General features: G+C 59.6%; 16 protein-coding genes, 4 tRNA genes and 1 riboswitch. Of the genes, 16 read left to right on the forward strand and 4 right to left on the reverse strand.

The window, feature by feature from the left end; all coding sequences use genetic code 11:
- Positions 1-114: 114 nt before the first annotated feature.
- The 3 genes from astB to astE all read left to right on the forward strand — a co-directional run bounded on the left by astB (position 115) and on the right by astE (position 2838).
- Entirely contained in the window at positions 115-1461 is a 1347-nt protein-coding gene (astB, locus tag J3Q04_RS06520) for an N-succinylarginine dihydrolase (RefSeq protein WP_434607350.1), read from the forward strand.
- Positions 1462-1530: 69 nt separating this feature from the next.
- On the forward strand, positions 1531-1818 hold the full coding sequence (locus tag J3Q04_RS06525) for a hypothetical protein (protein ID WP_003178862.1): 288 nt from the start codon (positions 1531-1533) through the stop codon (positions 1816-1818).
- Positions 1819-1830: 12 nt separating this feature from the next.
- On the forward strand, positions 1831-2838 hold the full coding sequence (gene astE, locus J3Q04_RS06530; RefSeq protein ID WP_434607348.1) for a succinylglutamate desuccinylase: 1008 nt from the start codon (positions 1831-1833) through the stop codon (positions 2836-2838).
- Between the two features lie 133 nt (positions 2839-2971).
- Here astE and J3Q04_RS06535 read toward each other — a convergent pair whose 3' ends face one another.
- Complete coding sequence (locus tag J3Q04_RS06535; protein WP_434607346.1) at positions 2972-3481, reverse strand: 6,7-dimethyl-8-ribityllumazine synthase; 510 nt, start codon at positions 3479-3481, stop codon at positions 2972-2974.
- Positions 3482-3579: 98 nt separating this feature from the next.
- Positions 3580-3747: riboswitch (FMN riboswitch) on the reverse strand.
- Positions 3748-3991: 244 nt separating this feature from the next.
- Here J3Q04_RS06535 and ltaE point away from each other — a divergent pair.
- From ltaE to J3Q04_RS06570, 7 genes are all read left to right on the forward strand, one after another.
- Positions 3992-4996 (forward strand): low-specificity L-threonine aldolase, encoded by a 1005-nt coding sequence (gene ltaE / locus J3Q04_RS06540; protein ID WP_434607344.1) that lies wholly within the window; start codon positions 3992-3994, stop codon positions 4994-4996.
- 146 nt (positions 4997-5142) lie between these two features.
- Positions 5143-7764, forward strand: a complete 2622-nt coding sequence (alaS, locus tag J3Q04_RS06545; RefSeq protein ID WP_434607342.1) for an alanine--tRNA ligase — start codon at positions 5143-5145, stop codon at positions 7762-7764.
- Between the two features lie 85 nt (positions 7765-7849).
- The gene (locus tag J3Q04_RS06550; RefSeq protein WP_039591870.1) at positions 7850-9091 is read left to right on the forward strand and encodes an aspartate kinase; all 1242 of its coding nucleotides are present in this window, start codon (positions 7850-7852) and stop codon (positions 9089-9091) included.
- A gap of 184 nt (positions 9092-9275) precedes the next feature.
- Entirely contained in the window at positions 9276-9464 is a 189-nt protein-coding gene (gene csrA / locus J3Q04_RS06555) for a carbon storage regulator CsrA (RefSeq protein WP_003178872.1), read from the forward strand.
- A gap of 62 nt (positions 9465-9526) precedes the next feature.
- Positions 9527-9617 (forward strand) — tRNA-Ser (locus tag J3Q04_RS06560).
- A 107-nt stretch (positions 9618-9724) separates the two neighbouring features.
- Positions 9725-9801, forward strand: a tRNA-Arg gene (locus J3Q04_RS06565).
- Positions 9802-9873: 72 nt separating this feature from the next.
- Positions 9874-9950: transfer RNA gene (locus tag J3Q04_RS06570), tRNA-Arg, on the forward strand.
- Between the two features lie 40 nt (positions 9951-9990).
- Here J3Q04_RS06570 and J3Q04_RS06575 read toward each other — a convergent pair.
- The gene (locus J3Q04_RS06575) at positions 9991-10482 is read right to left on the reverse strand and encodes a cell envelope protein SmpA (RefSeq protein ID WP_434560227.1); all 492 of its coding nucleotides are present in this window, start codon (positions 10480-10482) and stop codon (positions 9991-9993) included.
- 321 nt (positions 10483-10803) lie between these two features.
- Here J3Q04_RS06575 and mgtE point away from each other — a divergent pair, with 321 nt between their 5' ends.
- Positions 10804-12246: a magnesium transporter gene (mgtE, locus tag J3Q04_RS06580; protein WP_420767492.1), complete on the forward strand. Its 1443-nt coding sequence runs from the start codon at positions 10804-10806 to the stop codon at positions 12244-12246.
- Positions 12247-12374: 128 nt separating this feature from the next.
- On the opposite strand, the gene J3Q04_RS06585 is transcribed toward mgtE, so the two are convergent.
- The gene (locus J3Q04_RS06585; protein WP_003178899.1) at positions 12375-12701 is read right to left on the reverse strand and encodes an Arc family DNA-binding protein; all 327 of its coding nucleotides are present in this window, start codon (positions 12699-12701) and stop codon (positions 12375-12377) included.
- Positions 12702-13225: 524 nt separating this feature from the next.
- Between J3Q04_RS06585 and J3Q04_RS06590 the strand changes: the two genes are divergently transcribed.
- From J3Q04_RS06590 to J3Q04_RS06610, 5 genes are all read left to right on the forward strand, one after another.
- Positions 13226-13302 (forward strand) — tRNA-Arg (locus J3Q04_RS06590).
- Positions 13303-13520: 218 nt separating this feature from the next.
- Complete coding sequence (locus J3Q04_RS06595; protein ID WP_420767491.1) at positions 13521-15128, forward strand: response regulator; 1608 nt, start codon at positions 13521-13523, stop codon at positions 15126-15128.
- Positions 15121-15813, forward strand: coding sequence for a sensor histidine kinase (locus J3Q04_RS06600; protein WP_434607338.1), 693 nt, complete (start codon positions 15121-15123; stop codon positions 15811-15813). Before J3Q04_RS06595 ends, J3Q04_RS06600 begins: the two co-directional genes overlap by 8 nt.
- Before the next feature lie 217 nt (positions 15814-16030).
- Positions 16031-17272, forward strand: coding sequence for a glutamine synthetase family protein (locus tag J3Q04_RS06605; RefSeq protein ID WP_434611646.1), 1242 nt, complete (start codon positions 16031-16033; stop codon positions 17270-17272).
- 70 nt (positions 17273-17342) lie between these two features.
- Positions 17343-18710: an MFS transporter gene (locus J3Q04_RS06610; protein ID WP_420767489.1), complete on the forward strand. Its 1368-nt coding sequence runs from the start codon at positions 17343-17345 to the stop codon at positions 18708-18710.
- A 68-nt stretch (positions 18711-18778) separates the two neighbouring features.
- Here the strand turns inward: J3Q04_RS06610 and J3Q04_RS06615 are convergent, their stop codons facing one another.
- Positions 18779-19525, reverse strand: coding sequence for a flagellar brake protein (locus J3Q04_RS06615; RefSeq protein WP_434607335.1), 747 nt, complete (start codon positions 19523-19525; stop codon positions 18779-18781).
- Between the last annotated feature and the right edge of the window lie 3 nt (positions 19526-19528).

Consider the following 19528-nt stretch of genomic DNA (forward strand, 5'->3'; position numbering starts at 1 on the left):
AGGGATTGCACAATCCATTGTGGGAGCGAGCCTGCTCCGGGCGGCGATCCGACGAAGCCCGCACTGCGGTCTTTACTGATGCCTATAAAAACAGATTCTCGTGGAGCCTCGCTGATGAAATCCTATGAAGTCAACTTTGACGGTCTGGTGGGGCCGACCCATAACTACGGCGGGCTTTCCTACGGCAACGTCGCCTCCCAGAGCAACAGCCAGCAATCTTCCAACCCCAAGGAAGCGGCATTGCAAGGCCTGGCGAAAATGAAAGCGCTGATGGACATGGGGTTCCAGCAAGGGGTGCTGGCGCCGCAGGAGCGCCCGGACGTAGCGGCTTTGCGCCGGCTGGGCTTTGCCGGCAGCGATGCCCAGGTCATCCAGCAGGCCGCCAAAGAAGCCATGCCGTTGCTCGTTGCCAGTTGCTCGGCCTCGAGCATGTGGGTAGCCAACGCCGCCACCGTCAGCCCGAGCGCCGACACGGCTGACGGTCGCGTGCATTTCACCGCCGCCAACCTCAACTGCAAATACCACCGCAGCATCGAACACCCGACCACCAGTCGCGTGCTGGGGGCGATGTTTGCCAACGCGCAACACTTCGCCCACCACGCCGCATTGCCGGCGGTGGCACAGTTCGGCGACGAAGGCGCGGCCAACCACACGCGTTTCTGTCGCGCCTATGGCGAAGCCGGTGTCGAGTTCTTCGTGTTCGGTCGCAGTGCATTCGACAGCCGTTTCCCTTCGCCACAGAAATACCCGGCGCGCCAGACCCTCGAAGCGTCCCGCGCCGTTGCCCGCCTGCACGGCTTGAGCGAAGAGGGCGTGGTCTACGCCCAGCAGAACCCGGCGGTGATCGACCAGGGGGTTTTCCACAACGACGTGATCGCAGTGGGCAATGGCGAGGTGTTGTTCTATCACGAGGATGCGTTCCTCGAGACCGACAAGATGCTGGCCGAGCTGAGCAGCAAACTCGCCAAGGTTGGTGGGAAATTTCAGTCGGTGTGTGTACCGCGTTCGGCGGTCACCGTGGATGACGCGGTGCGTTCCTACTTGTTCAACAGCCAATTGCTGTCGCGTCCCGATGGCTCGATGCTGTTGATCGTGCCGGAAGAGTGCCGCAGCAACGAACGCGTCTGGCAGTACCTGCAAGGCCTGACGGGTTCTGGCGGTGTCATCCGGGAAGTGAAGGTCTTCGACCTCAAGCAAAGCATGCAGAACGGTGGCGGCCCGGCGTGCCTGCGGTTGCGCGTGGCGTTGAACGAAACCGAGCTGGCCGCCGTCAACCCAGGGGTTATCATGACCGCGCCGCTGTACGATTCGCTGACCCAGTGGATCGAGCGCCACTACCGCGACCGCATGGCCGAAAACGACCTGGCGGACCCGCAGTTGCTGCTTGAATGCCGGTCGGCCCTGGATGAGCTGACACAAATCCTTAAACTTGGCTCGGTCTATCCTTTCCAGATCAATTGAAAGCGCGCGCGACCTGACTACAGTCAAAGCAGGGCGCGTTGCCTTATCCCCAGACGAGAATGTAAAAACATGAGCGATACCCTGCAGCTGATTCTTGAAGACACCGACGGCACGCAACTGGAAACCTCCTGCACCCGCGTCGCGGTGATGTGGCAGGGCAAGGAACTGTGGATCCAGCAGGACGGCCGTGGTCAGTTGCTGATCGGCGTCGACGTGGAGGAAGGAGACGAGGAATACGCCAACCTGCTGTTGCGTCCGTTGGCGACCAACCTGGTCAGCCTGCAACTGGAAATGGAACCGGCGGACGTCGGCGACGATGACCATGTCCATGGCCCGGATTGCGGCCACGACCATTAAGGAAACCGCATTATGCTCGCCCTCGGCAAACTGCTTGAACTGACCCTCGCCGGCCGTGAACCGGCGGAGAAGACTCAACTGACTGTCGAAGGCGTACGGATGCGCTGGCTGAGCGAGGGCGCGCTGGAGGTCAAGCCGCCCGAAGCCCGGGATAATGGCCTGGACCTGCTGCTGTCGGCGGGTATCCACGGCAACGAAACCGCGCCGATCGAATTGCTTGACCGGCTGTTGCATGACATTGCCCGTGGCGACCTGAAGCCCCGGGCGCGCATTCTGTTCCTGTTCGGCAATCCCGAGGCAATCCGTCGCGGCGAGCGCTTTGTCGAGCAGGACGTCAACCGGCTGTTCAATGGTCGCCATGAGTTGAGTGGCGGGCCCGAGGCGTTGCGCGCCTGTGAGCTGGAGCGCTTGGCCGCAAGTTTTTTCAGCGTGCCGGACCGCAGCCGTCTGCACTACGACCTGCACACCGCCATTCGCGGCTCGAAGATCGAGCAGTTCGCCCTGTACCCCTGGAAAGAAGGCCGCCAGCACTCACGCCGTGAACTGGCGCGCCTGCGCGCGGCGGGCATGGAAGCAGTGTTGCTGCAGAACAAGCCCTCCGTCGTATTCAGCGCCTACACCTACGACCAGCTCGGTGCCGAGTCCTTCACCCTGGAACTGGGCAAGGCCCGGCCGTTCGGGCAAAACGACGGCGTCAACGTCAACTTGCTGGAAACCCGTCTGCAGCAGATCATCGAAGGCAATGAGCCCGAGCTGGAGGACAGCCTGGACGGCCTGCAACTGTTCAGCGTGGCGCGGGAAATCATCAAGCACAGCGACAGCTTCCGCCTGAATCTGCCCGCGGACATCGAGAATTTCTCGGAGCTGGATAAAGGCTATGTGCTGGCCGAAGACATCGCCCAGACCCGCTGGGTGATCGAAGAAGAGGGCGCCCGGATCATCTTCCCGAACCCCAAGGTGAAGAATGGTTTGCGGGCCGGCATCCTGATCGTGCCAGCGACTGACGAAAACTTGGCCTGACCCGAATCTCAGGCTTGATACATGCCTCTGTGGGAGCGAGCCTGCTCGCGATAGCTGAGTGTCAGCCACAAGGATGTCGGCTGGAGCACCGCTATCGCGAGCAAGCTCGCTCCCACAGGTTTTTTAGCGGCTTTTAAACCGCTACCGCCCGCTGCTCACTGCGACGCAACGCCCGAGTCTTATGCAGCGTATCGGCACACGTCTTCGCCGCTTCCTGACCCTTGTGTACGAAGTGCTCGAAGAAAAACTTCTGGTGTTCTTCGCCTGCATGGAAGTGATGCGGCGTCAGCACGACCGAGAACACCGGTACCTCGGTTTCCAACTGGACCTGCATCAGGCCGGTGATGACCGATTGGGCGACAAACTCGTGGCGGTAGATCCCGCCATCCACCACCAGGCCGGCAGCGACGATACCGGCGTAACGGCCGGATTTGGCCAGCAACTTGGCGTGAAGCGGGATTTCAAAGGCACCGCCGACTTCGAAGAAGTCGATGTCGCTTTCCTGGTAGCCCTGGCTGATCATTTCGGCGACGAAGCCTTTGCGGCTCTGGTCGACGATTTCCTTGTGCCAGCAGGCCTGGATGAACGCGACGCGCTCGCCCGGATGGGTTTTGGTCTTGCTGTCGATTGCGGTGGGTTGCATGTTCTGGTTCCTGTTTGTGTAAAAAACAGGGCGTCATGAATCGAAGGGGATTCGAGGGTACGCCGCGCACAGAGTCGCAGTCGGCCCTTGGGTGTCGATCCCGTTCTCTCTTCATCCGGACTATGACCGTCGGCCCCGGGATCACACCGGGTCTGCTGACCTTGCCGCTGCACCGCGAAAGCCGTGAAGTGCCAAGCGCTCGCGGGCTATGCGCATTGCGCGCAATTACCGCCGGTGGGGAATCGCACCCCGCCCTGAGAACGTTTTGCCGGCACATTTTGTGACGGCGGAGGATTTTTAACACATAAGCCCCTGTGGGAGCGAGCTTGCTCGCGATAGCGGTGGTTCAGCTTGCATCGATGTGGACGTACTGCCGCCATCGCGAGCAAGCTCGCTACCACAGGTGATTTGGATGGTTCGTGTGGTCCTGGGCTTGATTATTCCGCGCCATGCCCGCAGTAATTGCCCTTAGAAAGGGAATTTTCCCCACCAGAACCCGAGGCCAGATTCATGAGTGTTATCGATCTTCGCAGCGACACGGTCACCCAACCCTCCGCCGGCATGCTGGATGCCATGGCCAGCGCGCCGACCGGCGACGATGTGTATGGCGAAGACCCGACTGTCAACCGTCTCGAAGCCGAGCTCGCCGAGCGCTTGGGTTTTGCCGCGGCACTGTTCGTGCCCTCAGGCACCATGAGCAATCTGCTGGGGTTGATGGCCCATTGCGAGCGCGGCGACGAATATATCGTCGGCCAGCAAGCCCACACCTACAAATACGAGGGCGGCGGCGCGGCGGTGCTTGGTTCGATCCAGCCGCAACCTCTCGAAGTGCAGGCGGATGGCTCGTTAGACCTGGCGCACGTCGCGGCGGCGATCAAGCCCGACGATTTCCACTTTGCCCGCACACGACTGCTAGCCCTGGAAAACACCATGCAGGGCAAGGTGCTGCCGCTGGATTACCTGGCCCGAGCCCGGCGCTTTACCCAGGAGCATGGGCTTGCCCTTCATCTGGACGGGGCACGGTTGTACAACGCCGCCGTCAAGCTGAATGTCGATGCCCGGGAAATCACCCAACATTTCGATTCGGTGTCGGTGTGCCTGTCCAAGGGGCTGGGTGCTCCGGTGGGCTCGGTCCTGTGTGGCACGGTCGAGTTGATCGGCAAGGCCCGCCGGCTGCGCAAAATGGTTGGCGGGGGGATGCGCCAGGCCGGAATCCTCGCTGCGGCGGGGCTGTATGCCCTGGACCATAACGTCCAGCGCCTGGCTGATGACCACGCCAATGCTCAGAGGCTCGCCGAAGGCATACGCGCGGCGGGCTACGAGGTCGAGCCGGTGAATACCAACATGGTCTACGTGCAAATGGGTGAGCGGGCCGAGGCGATCAAGGCGTTTGCCGATGAGCGGGGCGTCAAGCTCAGCGCGGCTTCACGGCTGCGAATGGTGACGCACATGGACGTGAGCGCGGCGCAAATCGATCACGTGATCACCACTTTCGTCGAATTTTCCCGCCAATGACCCGGGAACCGGGGTAATTGATAGTTTCTATCGCATAAACACGCTGTACCCCACGCGAAGGGCCGATATAATGCGGCCCTTTGCCGTTGCTCCGTCTGTTGACGTTTTGCACAGGCCTTTGGCCGCAGCCTCCGTGGAAGAACCTAATGAAAAGCGCAGAAATCCGTGAAGCCTTCCTTCGCTTCTTCGAAGAGCAAGGCCACACCCGAGTAGCCTCCAGCTCTTTGATTCCGGGCAACGACCCGACCCTGCTGTTCACCAACGCGGGGATGAACCAGTTCAAGGACTGCTTCCTGGGCCAGGAAAAACGTGCCTACACCCGTGCGGTGAGCAGCCAGAAGTGCGTGCGCGCCGGCGGCAAGCACAACGACCTGGAAAACGTCGGCTATACCGCTCGTCACCACACGTTCTTCGAGATGCTGGGCAACTTCAGCTTCGGTGATTATTTCAAGCGTGACGCCATTACTTTTGCCTGGACGTTCCTCACGTCTGACAAATGGCTGAACCTGCCCAAGGAAAAACTTTGGGTAACGGTCTATGCCACCGACGACGAAGCCTATGACATCTGGACCAAGGACGTCGGTGTCCCGGCTGAGCGCATGGTGCGCATCGGCGACAACAAGGGTGCGCCCTACGCGTCGGATAACTTCTGGACCATGGGTGACACCGGCCCATGCGGCCCTTGCACCGAGATCTTCTACGATCACGGCGCCGACATCTGGGGTGGCCCACCGGGCTCGCCGGAAGAAGACGGTGACCGCTATATCGAAATCTGGAACAACGTCTTCATGCAATTCAACCGCACCGCCGATGGCGTGTTGCATCCGCTGCCAGCACCGTCGGTGGACACCGGCATGGGCCTGGAGCGGATCAGCGCGGTGCTGCAGCACGTTCACTCCAACTACGAAATCGACCTGTTCCAGAGCCTGCTGAGCGCGTCGGCCAAGGCCATCGGCTGCACCAACGACAACCAGGCTTCGCTGAAAGTAGTCGCTGACCACATCCGTTCCTGCGGCTTCCTGATTGCCGACGGTGTACTGCCTTCCAACGAAGGCCGCGGTTATGTGCTGCGCCGGATCATCCGCCGCGCCTGCCGCCACGGCAACAAGCTGGGCGCCAAGGGTAGTTTTTTCTATCAGATCGTCGGGGCGCTGGTGGCCGAGATGGGCGAAGCCTTCCCGGAACTCAAGACCCAGCAGGCGCATATCGAGCGCGTGCTCAAGGGCGAAGAAGAGCAGTTCGCCAAGACCCTGGAGCAAGGCCTGAAGATCCTCGAGCAGGACCTGGCCGAACTCAAGGGTAACGTGGTCCCGGGCGATGTGGTGTTCAAACTGTACGACACCTACGGCTTCCCGATGGACCTGACTGGCGACATCGCCCGCGAACGCAACCTGACCCTCGACGAGGAAGGTTTCGAGCGCGAGATGGAAGCCCAGCGTGTGCGTGCGCGCTCCGCGAGCTCCTTCGGCATGGACTACAACAGCGTGGTCAAGGTTGACGTGGCGACCGAGTTCACTGGCTACGCCGCGACCACCGGTTCGGCCAAGATCGTCGCCATCTATAAGGATGGGCAGTCGGTCGACATCCTGAGCGAAGGCCAGGAAGGCGTGATCGTGCTGGACAAGACACCGTTCTACGCCGAATCCGGCGGCCAGATCGGCGACAGCGGTTACCTGCAGGCGGGCAATTCGCGCTTCGATGTACGCGATACCACCAAGACCGGCGGTGCCTTCCTGCACCACGGCGTGCTGGCTTCCGGCAGCCTGATGATCGCCGCCCCAGTGGCCGCTCATGTCGATGCCGAGGTTCGCCACGCGACTTCCCTGAACCACTCCGCCACGCACTTGCTGCACGCAGCGTTGCGCCAGGTGCTGGGCGAGCATGTCCAGCAGAAAGGCTCCTTGGTGGACAGCCAGCGCCTGCGCTTCGACTTCAGCCACTTCGAAGCCATCAAGCCTGAGCAGATCAAGGCGCTGGAAGACATTGTCAACGCGCAGATCCGCAAGAACTCACCGGTAGAAACCGAAGAAACCGATATCGAGACCGCCAAGCGCAAGGGCGCGATGGCGCTGTTCGGCGAGAAGTATGGCGACAGTGTCCGTGTACTGAGCATGGGCGACTTCTCCGTTGAGCTGTGCGGTGGCATCCATGCCAATCGCACCGGCGACATCGGCCTGCTGAAGATCATCAGCGAAGGCGGCGTGGCCTCCGGCGTGCGACGTATCGAGGCCGTCACTGGCGCAGCGGCGCTGGCGTACCTCAACGCGGCGGAAGAACAACTCAAGGAAGCGGCCAGCCTGATCAAGGGCAGTCGCGACAACCTGATCGACAAGCTGTCGGCTGTGCTGGAGCGCAACCGCGCGCTGGAAAAGCAACTCGAGCAGTTGCAGGCCAAGGCCGCCAGCGCCGCGGGCGACGATCTGTCAGCCCAGGCCGTGGACGTCAAGGGCGTGAAAGTGCTGGCCGCGCGTCTCGACGGCCAAGACGGCAAGGCCTTGTTGGCGCTGGTCGATCAACTGAAAAACAAACTCGGCCGCGCAGTGATCCTGCTCGGCGGTGTCCATGAGGAAAAGGTCGTTCTCGTCGCAGGCGTGACCAAAGACCTGACTGGCCAACTCAAAGCCGGTGATTTGATGAAGCAGGCCGCTGCGGCAGTGGGCGGGAAGGGCGGTGGTCGTCCAGACATGGCGCAAGGCGGCGGTACCGATGCCGGCGCCCTGGACGCGGCATTGACCCAGACCGTTGCATTTGTAGAGCAGGGTATTTAAGGCGGCGCCCCGGGTTCGCCAAGGCGGACCCGGCCGCTGTTGAGTGATTATTTGGGCGCCCTTCACGGGCAGAGGCGGCTTTGAAATGGCTTTGATCGTACAGAAATTTGGAGGCACCTCGGTCGGCACCGTCGAGAGAATCGAACAAGTCGCCGACAAGGTTAAGAAATTCCGTGACGCTGGCGATGACCTGGTGGTCGTGCTGTCGGCAATGAGCGGCGAGACCAACCGTCTGATCGATCTGGCCAAGCAAATCAGCGGCGACCAGCAACCGGTCCCCCGCGAGCTGGATGTGATCGTTTCCACTGGTGAGCAGGTGACCATCGCCTTGCTGGCCATGGCGCTGATCAAGCGTGGCGTGCCGGCGGTGTCCTACACCGGTAACCAAGTCCGTATCCTGACGGACAGCGCGCATAACAAAGCGCGTATCCTGCAGATCGACGATCAGAAAATTCGTGGTGACCTGAAGGCCGGTCGTGTCGTGGTTGTCGCCGGTTTCCAGGGTGTGGATGAGCACGGCAACATCACCACCCTTGGTCGTGGCGGTTCCGATACCACTGGTGTCGCGCTGGCAGCAGCCCTCAAGGCTGACGAGTGCCAGATCTACACCGATGTGGATGGCGTCTATACCACCGACCCACGGGTTGTGCCCGTGGCTCAGCGCCTGGACAAGATTACCTTCGAAGAGATGCTGGAAATGGCCAGCCTCGGTTCCAAGGTATTGCAGATCCGCGCGGTTGAATTCGCCGGCAAGTACAACGTTCCGCTGCGCGTCCTGCACAGCTTCAAGGAGGGTCCGGGCACCCTCATTACTATTGATGAAGAGGAATCCATGGAACAGCCGATCATTTCCGGCATCGCTTTCAACCGCGATGAAGCCAAGCTGACCATCCGTGGCGTGCCAGACACTCCCGGCGTGGCCTTCAAGATTCTGGGGCCGATCAGTGCCGCCAACATTGAAGTCGACATGATCGTGCAGAACGTTGCGCACGATAACACCACCGACTTCACCTTTACCGTGCACCGCAACGACTACCAGTCCGCCGAAGCCGTGCTCAAGAAGACGGCCGACGAGATTGGCGCCCGGGAAGTGGTGGGCGATACCAAGATTGCCAAGGTCTCGATCGTTGGTGTTGGCATGCGCTCCCACGCGGGCGTGGCGAGCCGCATGTTCGAGTCCCTGGCCAAGGAAAGCATCAATATCCAAATGATCTCCACCTCGGAAATCAAGGTTTCCGTGGTGATCGAGGAGAAGTACCTGGAACTCGCCGTGCGCGCCCTGCACACGGCTTTTGAACTCGACGCCGCAGCCCGACAGGGCGAGTAAGGCGTTGCCTGAGGGCGCGGCTTCGACCGCGCCCTTTGTTTTTCTGAATGGCATGTTCCAAAACTGTTCTTTTGCACCCGCTGGTCAATACTAGGCCTGTGGGCCGCGAGCGTTTCGGTTGTAGGACCCATGCCCTTTTTTTGCAGACTGTTGTTCCTGAACTGAATCGCGTGAGGAGAAACGTATGCTGATTCTGACCCGTCGGTGCGCAGAGAGCCTGATTATTGGCGATGGCGAAATCACCGTGACCGTGCTCGGCGTCAAAGGAAACCAAGTGCGTATCGGCGTCAATGCGCCGAAGGAGGTCGCTGTGCACCGGGAGGAAATCTACCTGCGTATCAAGAAAGAGAAGGACGACGAACCAAGCCATTAATTTTTATCGATTTTTATGTTTGCAAACGGGGATGAAGGTGGTTAATATACGCCCCGTGTTGCGGAGAGCTGGCCGAGTGGCCGAAGGCGCTCCCCTGCTAAGGGAGTACACCTCAAAAGGGTGTCGGGGGTTCGAATCCCCCGTTCTCCGCCATTATTCGTTTAGTGCGCTGTTATCTTGCTTGATCGGTAAGTGATTGAAATTACTGAAAAAAGCGCTTTACAAAAAGATTCGGCGACCTATAATGCGCGGCAACAAATGCACTCGTAGCTCAGCTGGATAGAGTACTCGGCTACGAACCGAGCGGTCACAGGTTCGAATCCTGTCGAGTGCACCATTTAAGAGTTGCTTGCAGCAATGCAAATAACTTGGCTTCAACCAGTTGTGATCTGGTATAAAACCACAACTTGCACTCGTAGCTCAGCTGGATAGAGTACTCGGCTACGAACCGAGCGGTCACAGGTTCGAATCCTGTCGAGTGCACCATACACCAAAAAGCCCGCGTTTAACGCGGGCTTTTTGCTGTCTACGATTTGCCTTTCACGCATCCCTTCTCGTCGAACACGACCTCTGCGCTCCGACCTTTCTGCGTCTTGTAGGTGTACCGAGTGCTCGAATTTCGAACCTTGATCGTATCCGGTTTGCCAAGCGCGCTGACGACGTCTTGTTCGCTCATGCCTACAACGATTCGTCGCTTCAGGATGGCTTCGCGGCGCTGGTTGGTGTTGATCTGGTTTCCACAGCTGTCCTCGAGTTGGCCAACAATGGTCGGTTCCTTGCGTCTGGTTTTGTTGCTGGATGTTTGCCGACCTTCGGCTTCGGGCAGCATCGGCTCGATAGGGGGCGGGCTGTATGTATGAACCTGCTGCATTGTCAGGGTTTCTCCCGGTTCGCAACTGAGGGTTGTGAACGTGATTTTCCCAGCACTGTTTTCGCAGCGGTGCACAACGTGATCGGCAGCCCAGAGAGGCAGGCAGGGCAGGGTGGCGAGCAGAAACAGATAGCGGCTTACGGGCATGCTGCCGTCCTCCTTGACGGTAAATAAAAAAGGATAGCTGTGACATTTCTCCCTGGGGCTGTGTTTTCTTTTCAGGATAAGTCGTCGTAGAAACAGACGTTCAGCCTGTGTTCAGGTTTGTCTCGCAAGCACTTGTTCTTGCCATGATTTTTTAACGTGTTACGGCGCCAAGCGGTGTATGATTGCGCCCGTCAGCCCCGCCGGGGCTTTGGAATATCTTCATGGACTTACCCAGTAGTTACTCAATATCTCTTTTTGCCGATCATGAATTAACTGATTGATCCTTCCGGCGTGCTCCACTGCTGGGAGTGGAGTTCGCCTATGACTGAAATAGAAGTAAAAAAAACGCAGGAAAGCCTTCAGGATCGCCTCGCTCAAGTCGTTGAGCTGTTGCATCGCCAGCGCGTCGTGGAAGACCTCACGCATCGCCAGGAAGGTCCGCATTCCGATCGGGTCGAGAACCTGGTACATCGGCAGAATCTCGTCGAGTTGCAACGTAAGCTCGATGATCTGCACTCGGCCGACGTTGCCTACATCCTTGAAGCCTTGCCGCTGGAAGAGCGTCTGACCGTCTGGCAATTGGTCCAGGCCGATCGCGACGGCGACATCCTGCTCGAAGTGTCCGACTCGGTTCGTGAAACCCTGATCGCAGACATGGATGACCATGAGCTTCTCGCAGCGGCCAAGGAGATGGACGCCGACGAGCTCGCCGACCTTGCTCCCGAATTGCCACGCGACGTTGTCCATGAGCTGATGGAAGCTCTTGATGGTCAACAGCGCGAGCGTGTGCGTTCGGCATTGTCCTATGACGAGGAGCAGGTCGGTGCGCTGATGGACTTCGAGATGGTGACGATCCGCGAGGACGTCAGCCTTGAAGTGGTTTTGCGTTATCTGCGGCGACTCAAGGAATTGCCGGGCCATACCGACAAACTCTTCGTGGTCGATTATGACGGCGTGCTCAAAGGCGTTCTGCCTATCAAGCGTCTTTTGGTCAACGATCCGGAGAAGCAAGTGGCCGAGGTAATGGCCAGCGACCCTGTGAGCTTCCATCCTGACGAAAACGCCTACGATGCGGCCCAGGCATTCGAACGTTACGACCTGATTTCTGCGCCGGTGGTGGACAAGAACGGCAAGCTGATCGGCCGTCTCACCATCGACGAAATGGTGGACTTGATCCGTGAGGAAAGCGAAAGCGAAGTCCTCAGCATGGCGGGTCTGCGGGAAGAAGAGGACATTTTCGCCTCGGTCTGGAAGTCCCTGCGTAACCGTTGGGCCTGGCTGGCGATCAATCTGATCACGGCTTTTGTCGCGTCCCGCGTCATCGGCCTGTTCGAAGGCTCCATCGAAAAGCTGGTCGCACTGGCGGCGTTGATGCCCATCGTTGCCGGTATCGGTGGTAACTCCGGCAACCAGACCATCACCATGATTGTCCGCGCCATGGCATTGGACCAGGTCAGTACCGGCAATACATCGCGTTTGATGCGCAAGGAACTGGCCGTTGCGTTGATCAATGGCGTCATCTGGGGAGGGGTGATCGGGGTCGTGGCGTACTTGCTGTATGGCAGCTGGTCGCTGGGCGTGGTCATGACTGCGGCGATGACGCTCAATCTGCTGTTGGCCGCGCTGATGGGCGTCTTGATCCCTATGACCCTGGCGCGCCTGGGGCGCGACCCAGCAATGGGTGCGAGCGTGATGATCACCGCCATGACGGACAGCGGCGGGTTTTTCATCTTCCTGGGCTTGGCGACGATTTTCCTGCTCTGAGTGGCTTATCAAGAAGCCCGCCTGACTGGCGGGTTTTTTTCTGGGTGATGGTTTCCCCGCCCCCCAGGTCGCCAAACGCCGGGCGAAAAAAAGCCAGCGTTAAGCTGGCTTTATTACCCTGGACACGATCAGGACGCGTCAGCGGCCATTTCGGCATCATGAGCAATCAGCGAAACGAGGGCGTTCTGCTGGCGATGGGAGAGTTGTCGGAAGCGTTGAAGCAACTCGCGCTCATGCAGCGACAGCTCCGGGCTGTCCAGGCGCATGCTCAATTCTTCACCCAACGCACCTTCCTGAATCAGGCTTTGCTCAAGGCGCGCGATGATTTCAGAGTTCATGCTGCGGTGATGATTACGAGCCACCTCGGCAATGCGTTCCCGCATTCCGTCTGGCAGACGCACGACGAACTTGTCAGCCGTACGGCTGGAATAAATTGCCTGTTTCAATGGGCGCATATTTATTTAACCGGTTAGTTCAGGGGAGCGGTTCTGGGGATTGGCCGCAGGATGTCGATAGGACAAGGCCCGTTGCCAAATGTTCAACCTGAATGTTAAGAGGCCGCATCATGCCTCAAAATTGCCAGATCATTGGCGCCAATTCTGTGACAAATTCTGATCCGGGTAAAGGCGTTATGCCAGTACTCTTCTCAAAAAATGCGGACTGGTTTGAAAAACACACAGGTTCCGCATTTTGTGACCACTGCATCGTGTCGTTGTGCCATACCGTTGGGCGGATAACCGATACGCAACTAAACGTCTGCCTTTCTAGTTACGTATAGGATAGTGGCAAAAGGCCGATTTACTAGGCCCGGAGGCTGTGGATAGATGAATGGCGCCATATTTGGGCGGCCTTCCCTTGGCGTGGCGTAAGGGTCGTACTATTTGCCTACACTTAATAGGCAGCGACGACATGACAAACGCGAGAGTGGCCGTTAACATGCTCGCCGTCCAACGCACCGCGTTTCTCGTGGTCGACCCGTGTCTCAGTAGCTCAATTGGATAGAGCATCCCCCTCCTAAGGGGAAGGTTGGCAGTTCGAACCTGCCCTGGGACACCATTATTATCCCGCAGCCCTGCAAGTCCCCACGATCTTCTAACGGAACCCCGTTTGCGGCCGATAACCCGATGAGTCTCCTTTCCTGACGTCCCGGCGTCCTGGAACGGCTCGCGGTATGCGTCGCGGCTGTCTATCATCTGCGCGCTTTGCCGGCCGTGAGGCGGTGTTTCGTTTGTTTTGCCATTGAGTTCATTTTCTTATTTGCCTGGACATCCTCGATGCTGGCGTACCACCAAAAAAGTTTTCTGATCGTCGATGATTTCTCGGATTTCCGCAGCTCCGTCCGGTCGATGTTGCGGGAGTTGGGCGTCAAGGACGTGGACACCGCCGATACCGGTGAAGTGGCGCTGCGCATGTGTTCGCAGAAGCGTTATGACTTCATCTTGCAGGATTATCACCTGGGCGACGGGCGCAAGAACGGCCAGCAGGTGCTGGAAGACCTGATGGTCGAGAAGTTGATCAGCCATGAGAGCGTATTTCTCATGGTGACCGCCGAGACCAGCCAGGCCATGGTGCTCAGTGCCCTGGAACATGAGCCGGATGCGTACCTGACCAAACCATTCAATCGCTCCGGCCTGGCCCAGCGGTTGGAGCGCCTGGAGCAGCGCAAAACGTTGCTCAAACCGATCCTGCAGGCGCTCGATCGTGGCAAGCCGATGGAAGTGCTCAATGCTTGCATCGCCCTGTGCAAGCAGGACCCGCGCTACGGCCCACTGTGCCTGCGTTATCGGGCCGATGCGCTGCGCGACCTGAATCAGAACGAGGCCCTTGAGCGGTTGTACAACTCCATCATCGCGGATCGCCCGTTGCCGTGGGCGTACGCGGGGTTGGGAAAGTTGTTGTTCAAGCGCGGGCAGATAGGCGAAGCCAAGGCTGTCTATGAAAAAGCCCTGAAAGTCTTTCCGATGATGCCGGCCCTGTACGACGGCATGGCCGACGTGTTGGTGGCTGAAGGCGACACGAAGCAGGCCCAGAACGTATTGGAGGAAGCGGTGCGGTTATCGCCGTTGGCGGTGCGTCGGCAGTCGCTGCTGGGCAAGCTGGCGATGACCAACGAGGATTACGAGACCGCGTCGAAAGCCTATCGCCAGGCGGTCGGGCAGGGCGCGCAATCGCGATTCAAGGATCCGGAGAGCAACCTTGGCCTGGCCCATGCCTTGATCAGCAAGGGCAGCGAGAAGGGCCTGGACACCCGGACGAGGCTGGAAATCAACACCACGCTTAGCGCGGTGGCGAAAGATAACCCCAGCGATCCGGGCCTGCAGGTCCGGGCGCGGCTGATGAAAGCAACGAGCCTGTTGCTCAATGATGCCGAAACCGCCGAAAAGCTCACCGAGCAAGCCTTGCAGCGTCTCGACGGCATGGAACAGTTCATGAGTGCCGAAGCCGCGCTGCTGGTGGCCAAGCAGCTACAGATGCTCGGCCAGACCAGCGCCGGCGAATCGATGCTCAAGAACTGCGCGGAGATCTATGGCGATGATCCGACCGTGATGCAGGGCATTGCCAAGCTCACCGACGACCCGAATATCCTTAACCAGGGCAACGCCGCCGCCGAGCTGAACCGCGAAGGCGTGCGTGTCTACAAGACCGGCGCGTTACCCGAGGCGCGGGAATTGTTCCGGCGTGCACTGAAGCTGCAGCCGAAGAACATCAGTATTGCCCTGAACATGGCGCAATCCCTGCTGCACGGCACCGATACCAGTGTTGAATCGCAGCTGCTGCAGGAATGCCGTGCCTGCCTGAAACTGGTGGGCATGATGCCCGACACCGATGCGCGTTTTGCGCGTTATCAGAAACTGCGAAGCAAGGCATTTGGCGATGAATGACAGCGAACAAGCTCTCGATTTCTCCACGGTGATCGCGTCTACCGTGCATGACATGAAAAACTCCCTGACCCTGCTCATGCAGGCTCATACGCAATGGCTCGAGCGCCTGCCGGAACCTTCGCGGCAGACCTCGGAGCAGGGCGTGATGGAGTTCGAGTTTGCCCATCTCAATGGGCTGCTGGTGCAGTTGCTCGGGTTATACAAGCTGGGCGTGAATCAATTGCCGCTGCATCCGGCCTACCACGAACTGGATGACTTCATCGAAGCGCAGTTGGCCGGCCATCAGGACGTGTTCCGCAGTCGCGGGATCATGGCCACCTATGAGGTCGATCCGCTGAGCCCGCTGGGTTTCTTCGACCGTGAGCTGATCGCGTCGGTGCTCGACAACATGATCAACAATGCCATTCGCCACGCGCGCCAGGCGTTGTTGATCAGCGTGAGCGACGAGGCTGGGCAATTGGTGCTGACCATCAATGACGACGGCGAAGGCTACCCGGCCGAAATGATTGAACGCCAGGCCGAGTATGTGCAGGGCATCAACCACAGCAGCGGCAGCACCGGCCTTGGCCTGTATTTCGCCGCTAGGATCGCCGGGTTGCATCAGCGTGGCGGCTTGAGCGGGCATACCGAGATTGCCAATGGCGGTGTGCTGGGCGGTGGGGTGTTCAGGCTTTACCTGCCCTGAGCTGTCCATATCCCCGTCAGATGTTTATTGTCTCGGGATGCTTGATATTCCGAACAGCCGGAGCCTATTTTGTACGGGTTGCCGTTCGCGGCTCGCACATAACAAGGATTGCGTCATGACGACCGATGGCCAGTGTTCACTCGCACAGCGATTGACGGGCATTGATGAGATTGAATGTGTCACGCCGGATTTGAATGGCGTACCCAGGGGCAAGGTAATGAGCGCCGAGGGCTTCCTTGAAGGCCGGCGGTTGCAGATGGCGCGCGGTGTGCTGCTGCAATGCATCATGGGCGGATATCCGCCAGCGCGCTTTTACGGCAGTGACGACGGCGACCTGGCGTTGGTGGCCGATCCACAGCAGATCCACCGGCTGCCGTGGAGCCATCCGCCGCGCGCCTTGGCGATCTGCGACGCCGATGAGCTCAGCGGCGAAAGCTCACCTTTGTCGACGCGCGGTCAGCTCAAGGCCGTGATCGCTCGATATGCGGCGCTCGGGCTAGCGCCGGTAGTGGCGACGGAGCTGGAGTTTTTTGTGTTCGCGCCCAATCCGGATCCTTCCCAGCCATTCCTACCTCCGATGGGCCTGGATGGTCGTCGCGAAGATGGCCAATCGGCGTTCAGCATCAGTTCCAACAACGGCCTGCGACCGTTCTTCACCGAAGTCTATGAATGCATGGCGGCGCTAGGCCTGCCGCGCGACACGTTCATGCATGAAATGGGCGTCAGCCAGTTTGAAATCAATCTGCTCCACGGCGATGCTCTGCTGTTGGCCGACCAGACGTTCCTGTTCAAGCATTTGCTCAAGGAGGTGGCCCTCAAGCATGGCCTGACGGTGGTCTGCATGGCCAAGCCGCTGGCGCGAACGCCGGGCAGTTCGATGCACATTCACCAGAGCGTCGTCGAGCTGGGCAGCGGTCGCAATGTATTCAGCGACGATGCGGGCGAGCCGACCGCGACGTTCCGGCACTTCATTGGCGGGCAGCAGGCCGGCATGGCGGATTTCACCGCGCTGTTCGCGCCAAACGTGAATTCCTACCACCGCCTCTGCCATCCATTCGCGTCGCCAAACAATGCCTGTTGGTCCCATGACAATCGTTCGGCCGGGCTGCGCATTCCTGCGAGTGCGCCGGTAGCCCGGCGGGTCGAGAACCGCTTGCCGGGAGCCGATGCCAACCCTTACCTGGCGATTGCCGCCAGTCTGGCGGCGGGGCTCCATGGCATCGAGAATCGCCTGGAACCGGGTGCCGCGATCCAGGGCGAGTTCGAGGTGCCGGAGAATCTGTCTTTGCCATGTACCTTGCATGCAGCGCTTGAACGTCTCAAGCGTAGCCACTTGGCGAAGGAACTGTTCGGTAGCGAGTTCATCGAAGGTTACGTTGCCTCGAAAACCCTGGAACTGACCAGTTTCTTTGACGAAATCACGCCCTGGGAGCGGCGCGTTTTGGCGGCCCAGGCATAACGAACCGTCGCATTCGGGCTATCTTCCAAAGATAGCCCTTACTTACCTCAAGGAGCCGCTCGGAACGCCGATGCGCCAAATCTGGAAACCTTTTCGAGCGCTTTATTTCGCCTCGCTGATGATGCTCATTGGCTCAGGCCTTCTGAGTACTTACCTGGCCCTGCGCCTGGCCGCCGACAATGTGGACAGCCTGTGGGTCGGTGCGCTGATGGCGGCGAACTATTTCGGCCTGGTGCTGGGCGGCAAGATCGGCCACCGGCTGATTGGCCGCGTCGGGCATATCCGCGCCTATTCGGCTTGCGCCGGGATCGTCGGTGCGGCGGTATTGGGCCATGGCCTGGTGAACTGGCTGCCGGCCTGGATCGTGCTGCGGATGATTGTCGGCCTGGGCATGATGTGCCAGTACATGGTTATCGAAAGCTGGCTCAACGAGCAGGCCGATGCCAAGCAACGCGGGGTAGTGTTCAGCGGCTATATGATTGCTTCTTACCTGGGGCTGGTGCTGGGCCAACTGATCCTGGTCATGCATCCGGCCCTGGGCCTTGAATTGCTGATGTTGGTGGCGTTGTGTTTCGCCCTGTGCCTGGTGCCGGTGGCATTGACCCGGCGGATTCACCCGGCGCCGTTGCATCCGGCTCCGATGGAGCCGCGCTTCTTTATCAAGCGCGTACCGCAATCGTTGACCACGGTGTTGGGCTCCGGGCTGATCGTCGGCTCCTTCTACGGCCTGGCACCGCTGTACGCCTCCCAGCAGGGCCTGAGTACCGAGCAGGTCGGCTTGTTCATGGGCTGCTGCATCTTTGCCGGCCTGCTGGTGCAATGGCCGCTGGGTTGGCTGTCGGATCGTTACGATCGGGCCCTGTTGATCCGCTGCTTCGCACTGGCCCTGGTGGTGTGTGCCTTGCCGCTGGCCATCCTGTCGAAGGCGCCGCTGGAAGTATTGTTCATCGCCGGTTTCTGCTGTTCGTTGGTGCAGTTTTGCCTGTACCCGCTGGCGGTCGCGTTTTCCAATGACCACGTCGAGGGTGATCGCCGGGTGTCGCTCACCGCGATGCTGCTAGTGACCTACGGCGTGGGCGCCAGCATCGGCCCGTTGGTGGCCGGGGTGCTGATGAAGCTGTACGGCAGCCAGATGCTCTATGGCTTTTTTGCCCTGTTTGCGTTGCTGCTGGTATGGCGGATCCGGCCGAAAGCGGTCACCAACCTGCACCAGGTCGACGACGCGCCGCTGCATCACGTGGCCATGCCGGACAACATGACCAGTTCACCCTTGGTGGCGTGCCTCGATCCGCGGGTCGACGAGCAAGTGGTGCAGGAGCAGATGCAGGCCTCGCCCAATCCGGACGTCGAGCCCGAGCCTCAACCTGAATTGGAGCCGGTCACCGAAGGCGCCGACGACGAACTGCCACCGTCCGATTTCACCCAGGCCAGGCCCTGAGACCGGCATAAAAAAAAACGGGCAATCCTTGCAAAGGGATTGCCCGTTTTTTTATAGCGCGCCGGAAATCAGAAGTCGTCTTTATCGAACCGACGGGCTTCACGCTGCAATTGATACACGAAGCGTTCCACCTGGCGTTGTACCAGGCCGCTGATGTTATGGAAGCGCACGCCTGCGAACGTGGTGTTGATCCGCTCTTCGAAATGCAGGTAGCGCAGCTCCACCGGCGCGGTCATGCTGCCAAACGGTAGGGCGGCGATGAAGCGTTCGTAAACCTGGCCCAGCTGCAGCCGTTCAGTGATATCGCCATCGAAGCGCAGCTTGCAGCCGGTTGCGGAAATATCCAGCAGCTTGCCATTCACCGGTGATTTGAGCTTGTCGCCACCCAACTCCACGTTCACCAGTTGCGCCAGTTTCAATGCGGCCCGGAAGGCGTTGCGGCGCTGGTGATAAACCACTTCTTCAGGCAAGGCGCCGCGATAGCAGCGGCCATCGCTCGATTCCTGAATGGTCAATGGGCCGTTGCCCTCCCACGCGATGCGCACGCCGTCATGGAAACCCTCGACGCGAAACGGCTCGCCGGCCAGTAAGAAACGTTCACCGTCCCGAGGAATCATTTCGTCCAGGGCGATGGTGTTGGTTTCGCGATCGACATCCACCAGGTAACTTTGGAACCGCTGGCTGCGCTCGTGGAAGGTGATGATCAGCGGGTCGTGACTGTCTTGCAGCATCCGCAGACTGCCGGAGATTTCCAGAGGGGTGGCGAGGACCTTGGGCGGCTGCGGAGCATCATCCGCGTTTGAGGCATTGAACACGGT

This window comes from Pseudomonas sp. D4-21 (assembly GCF_051132125.1).
Lineage (GTDB): Bacteria > Pseudomonadota > Gammaproteobacteria > Pseudomonadales > Pseudomonadaceae > Aquipseudomonas.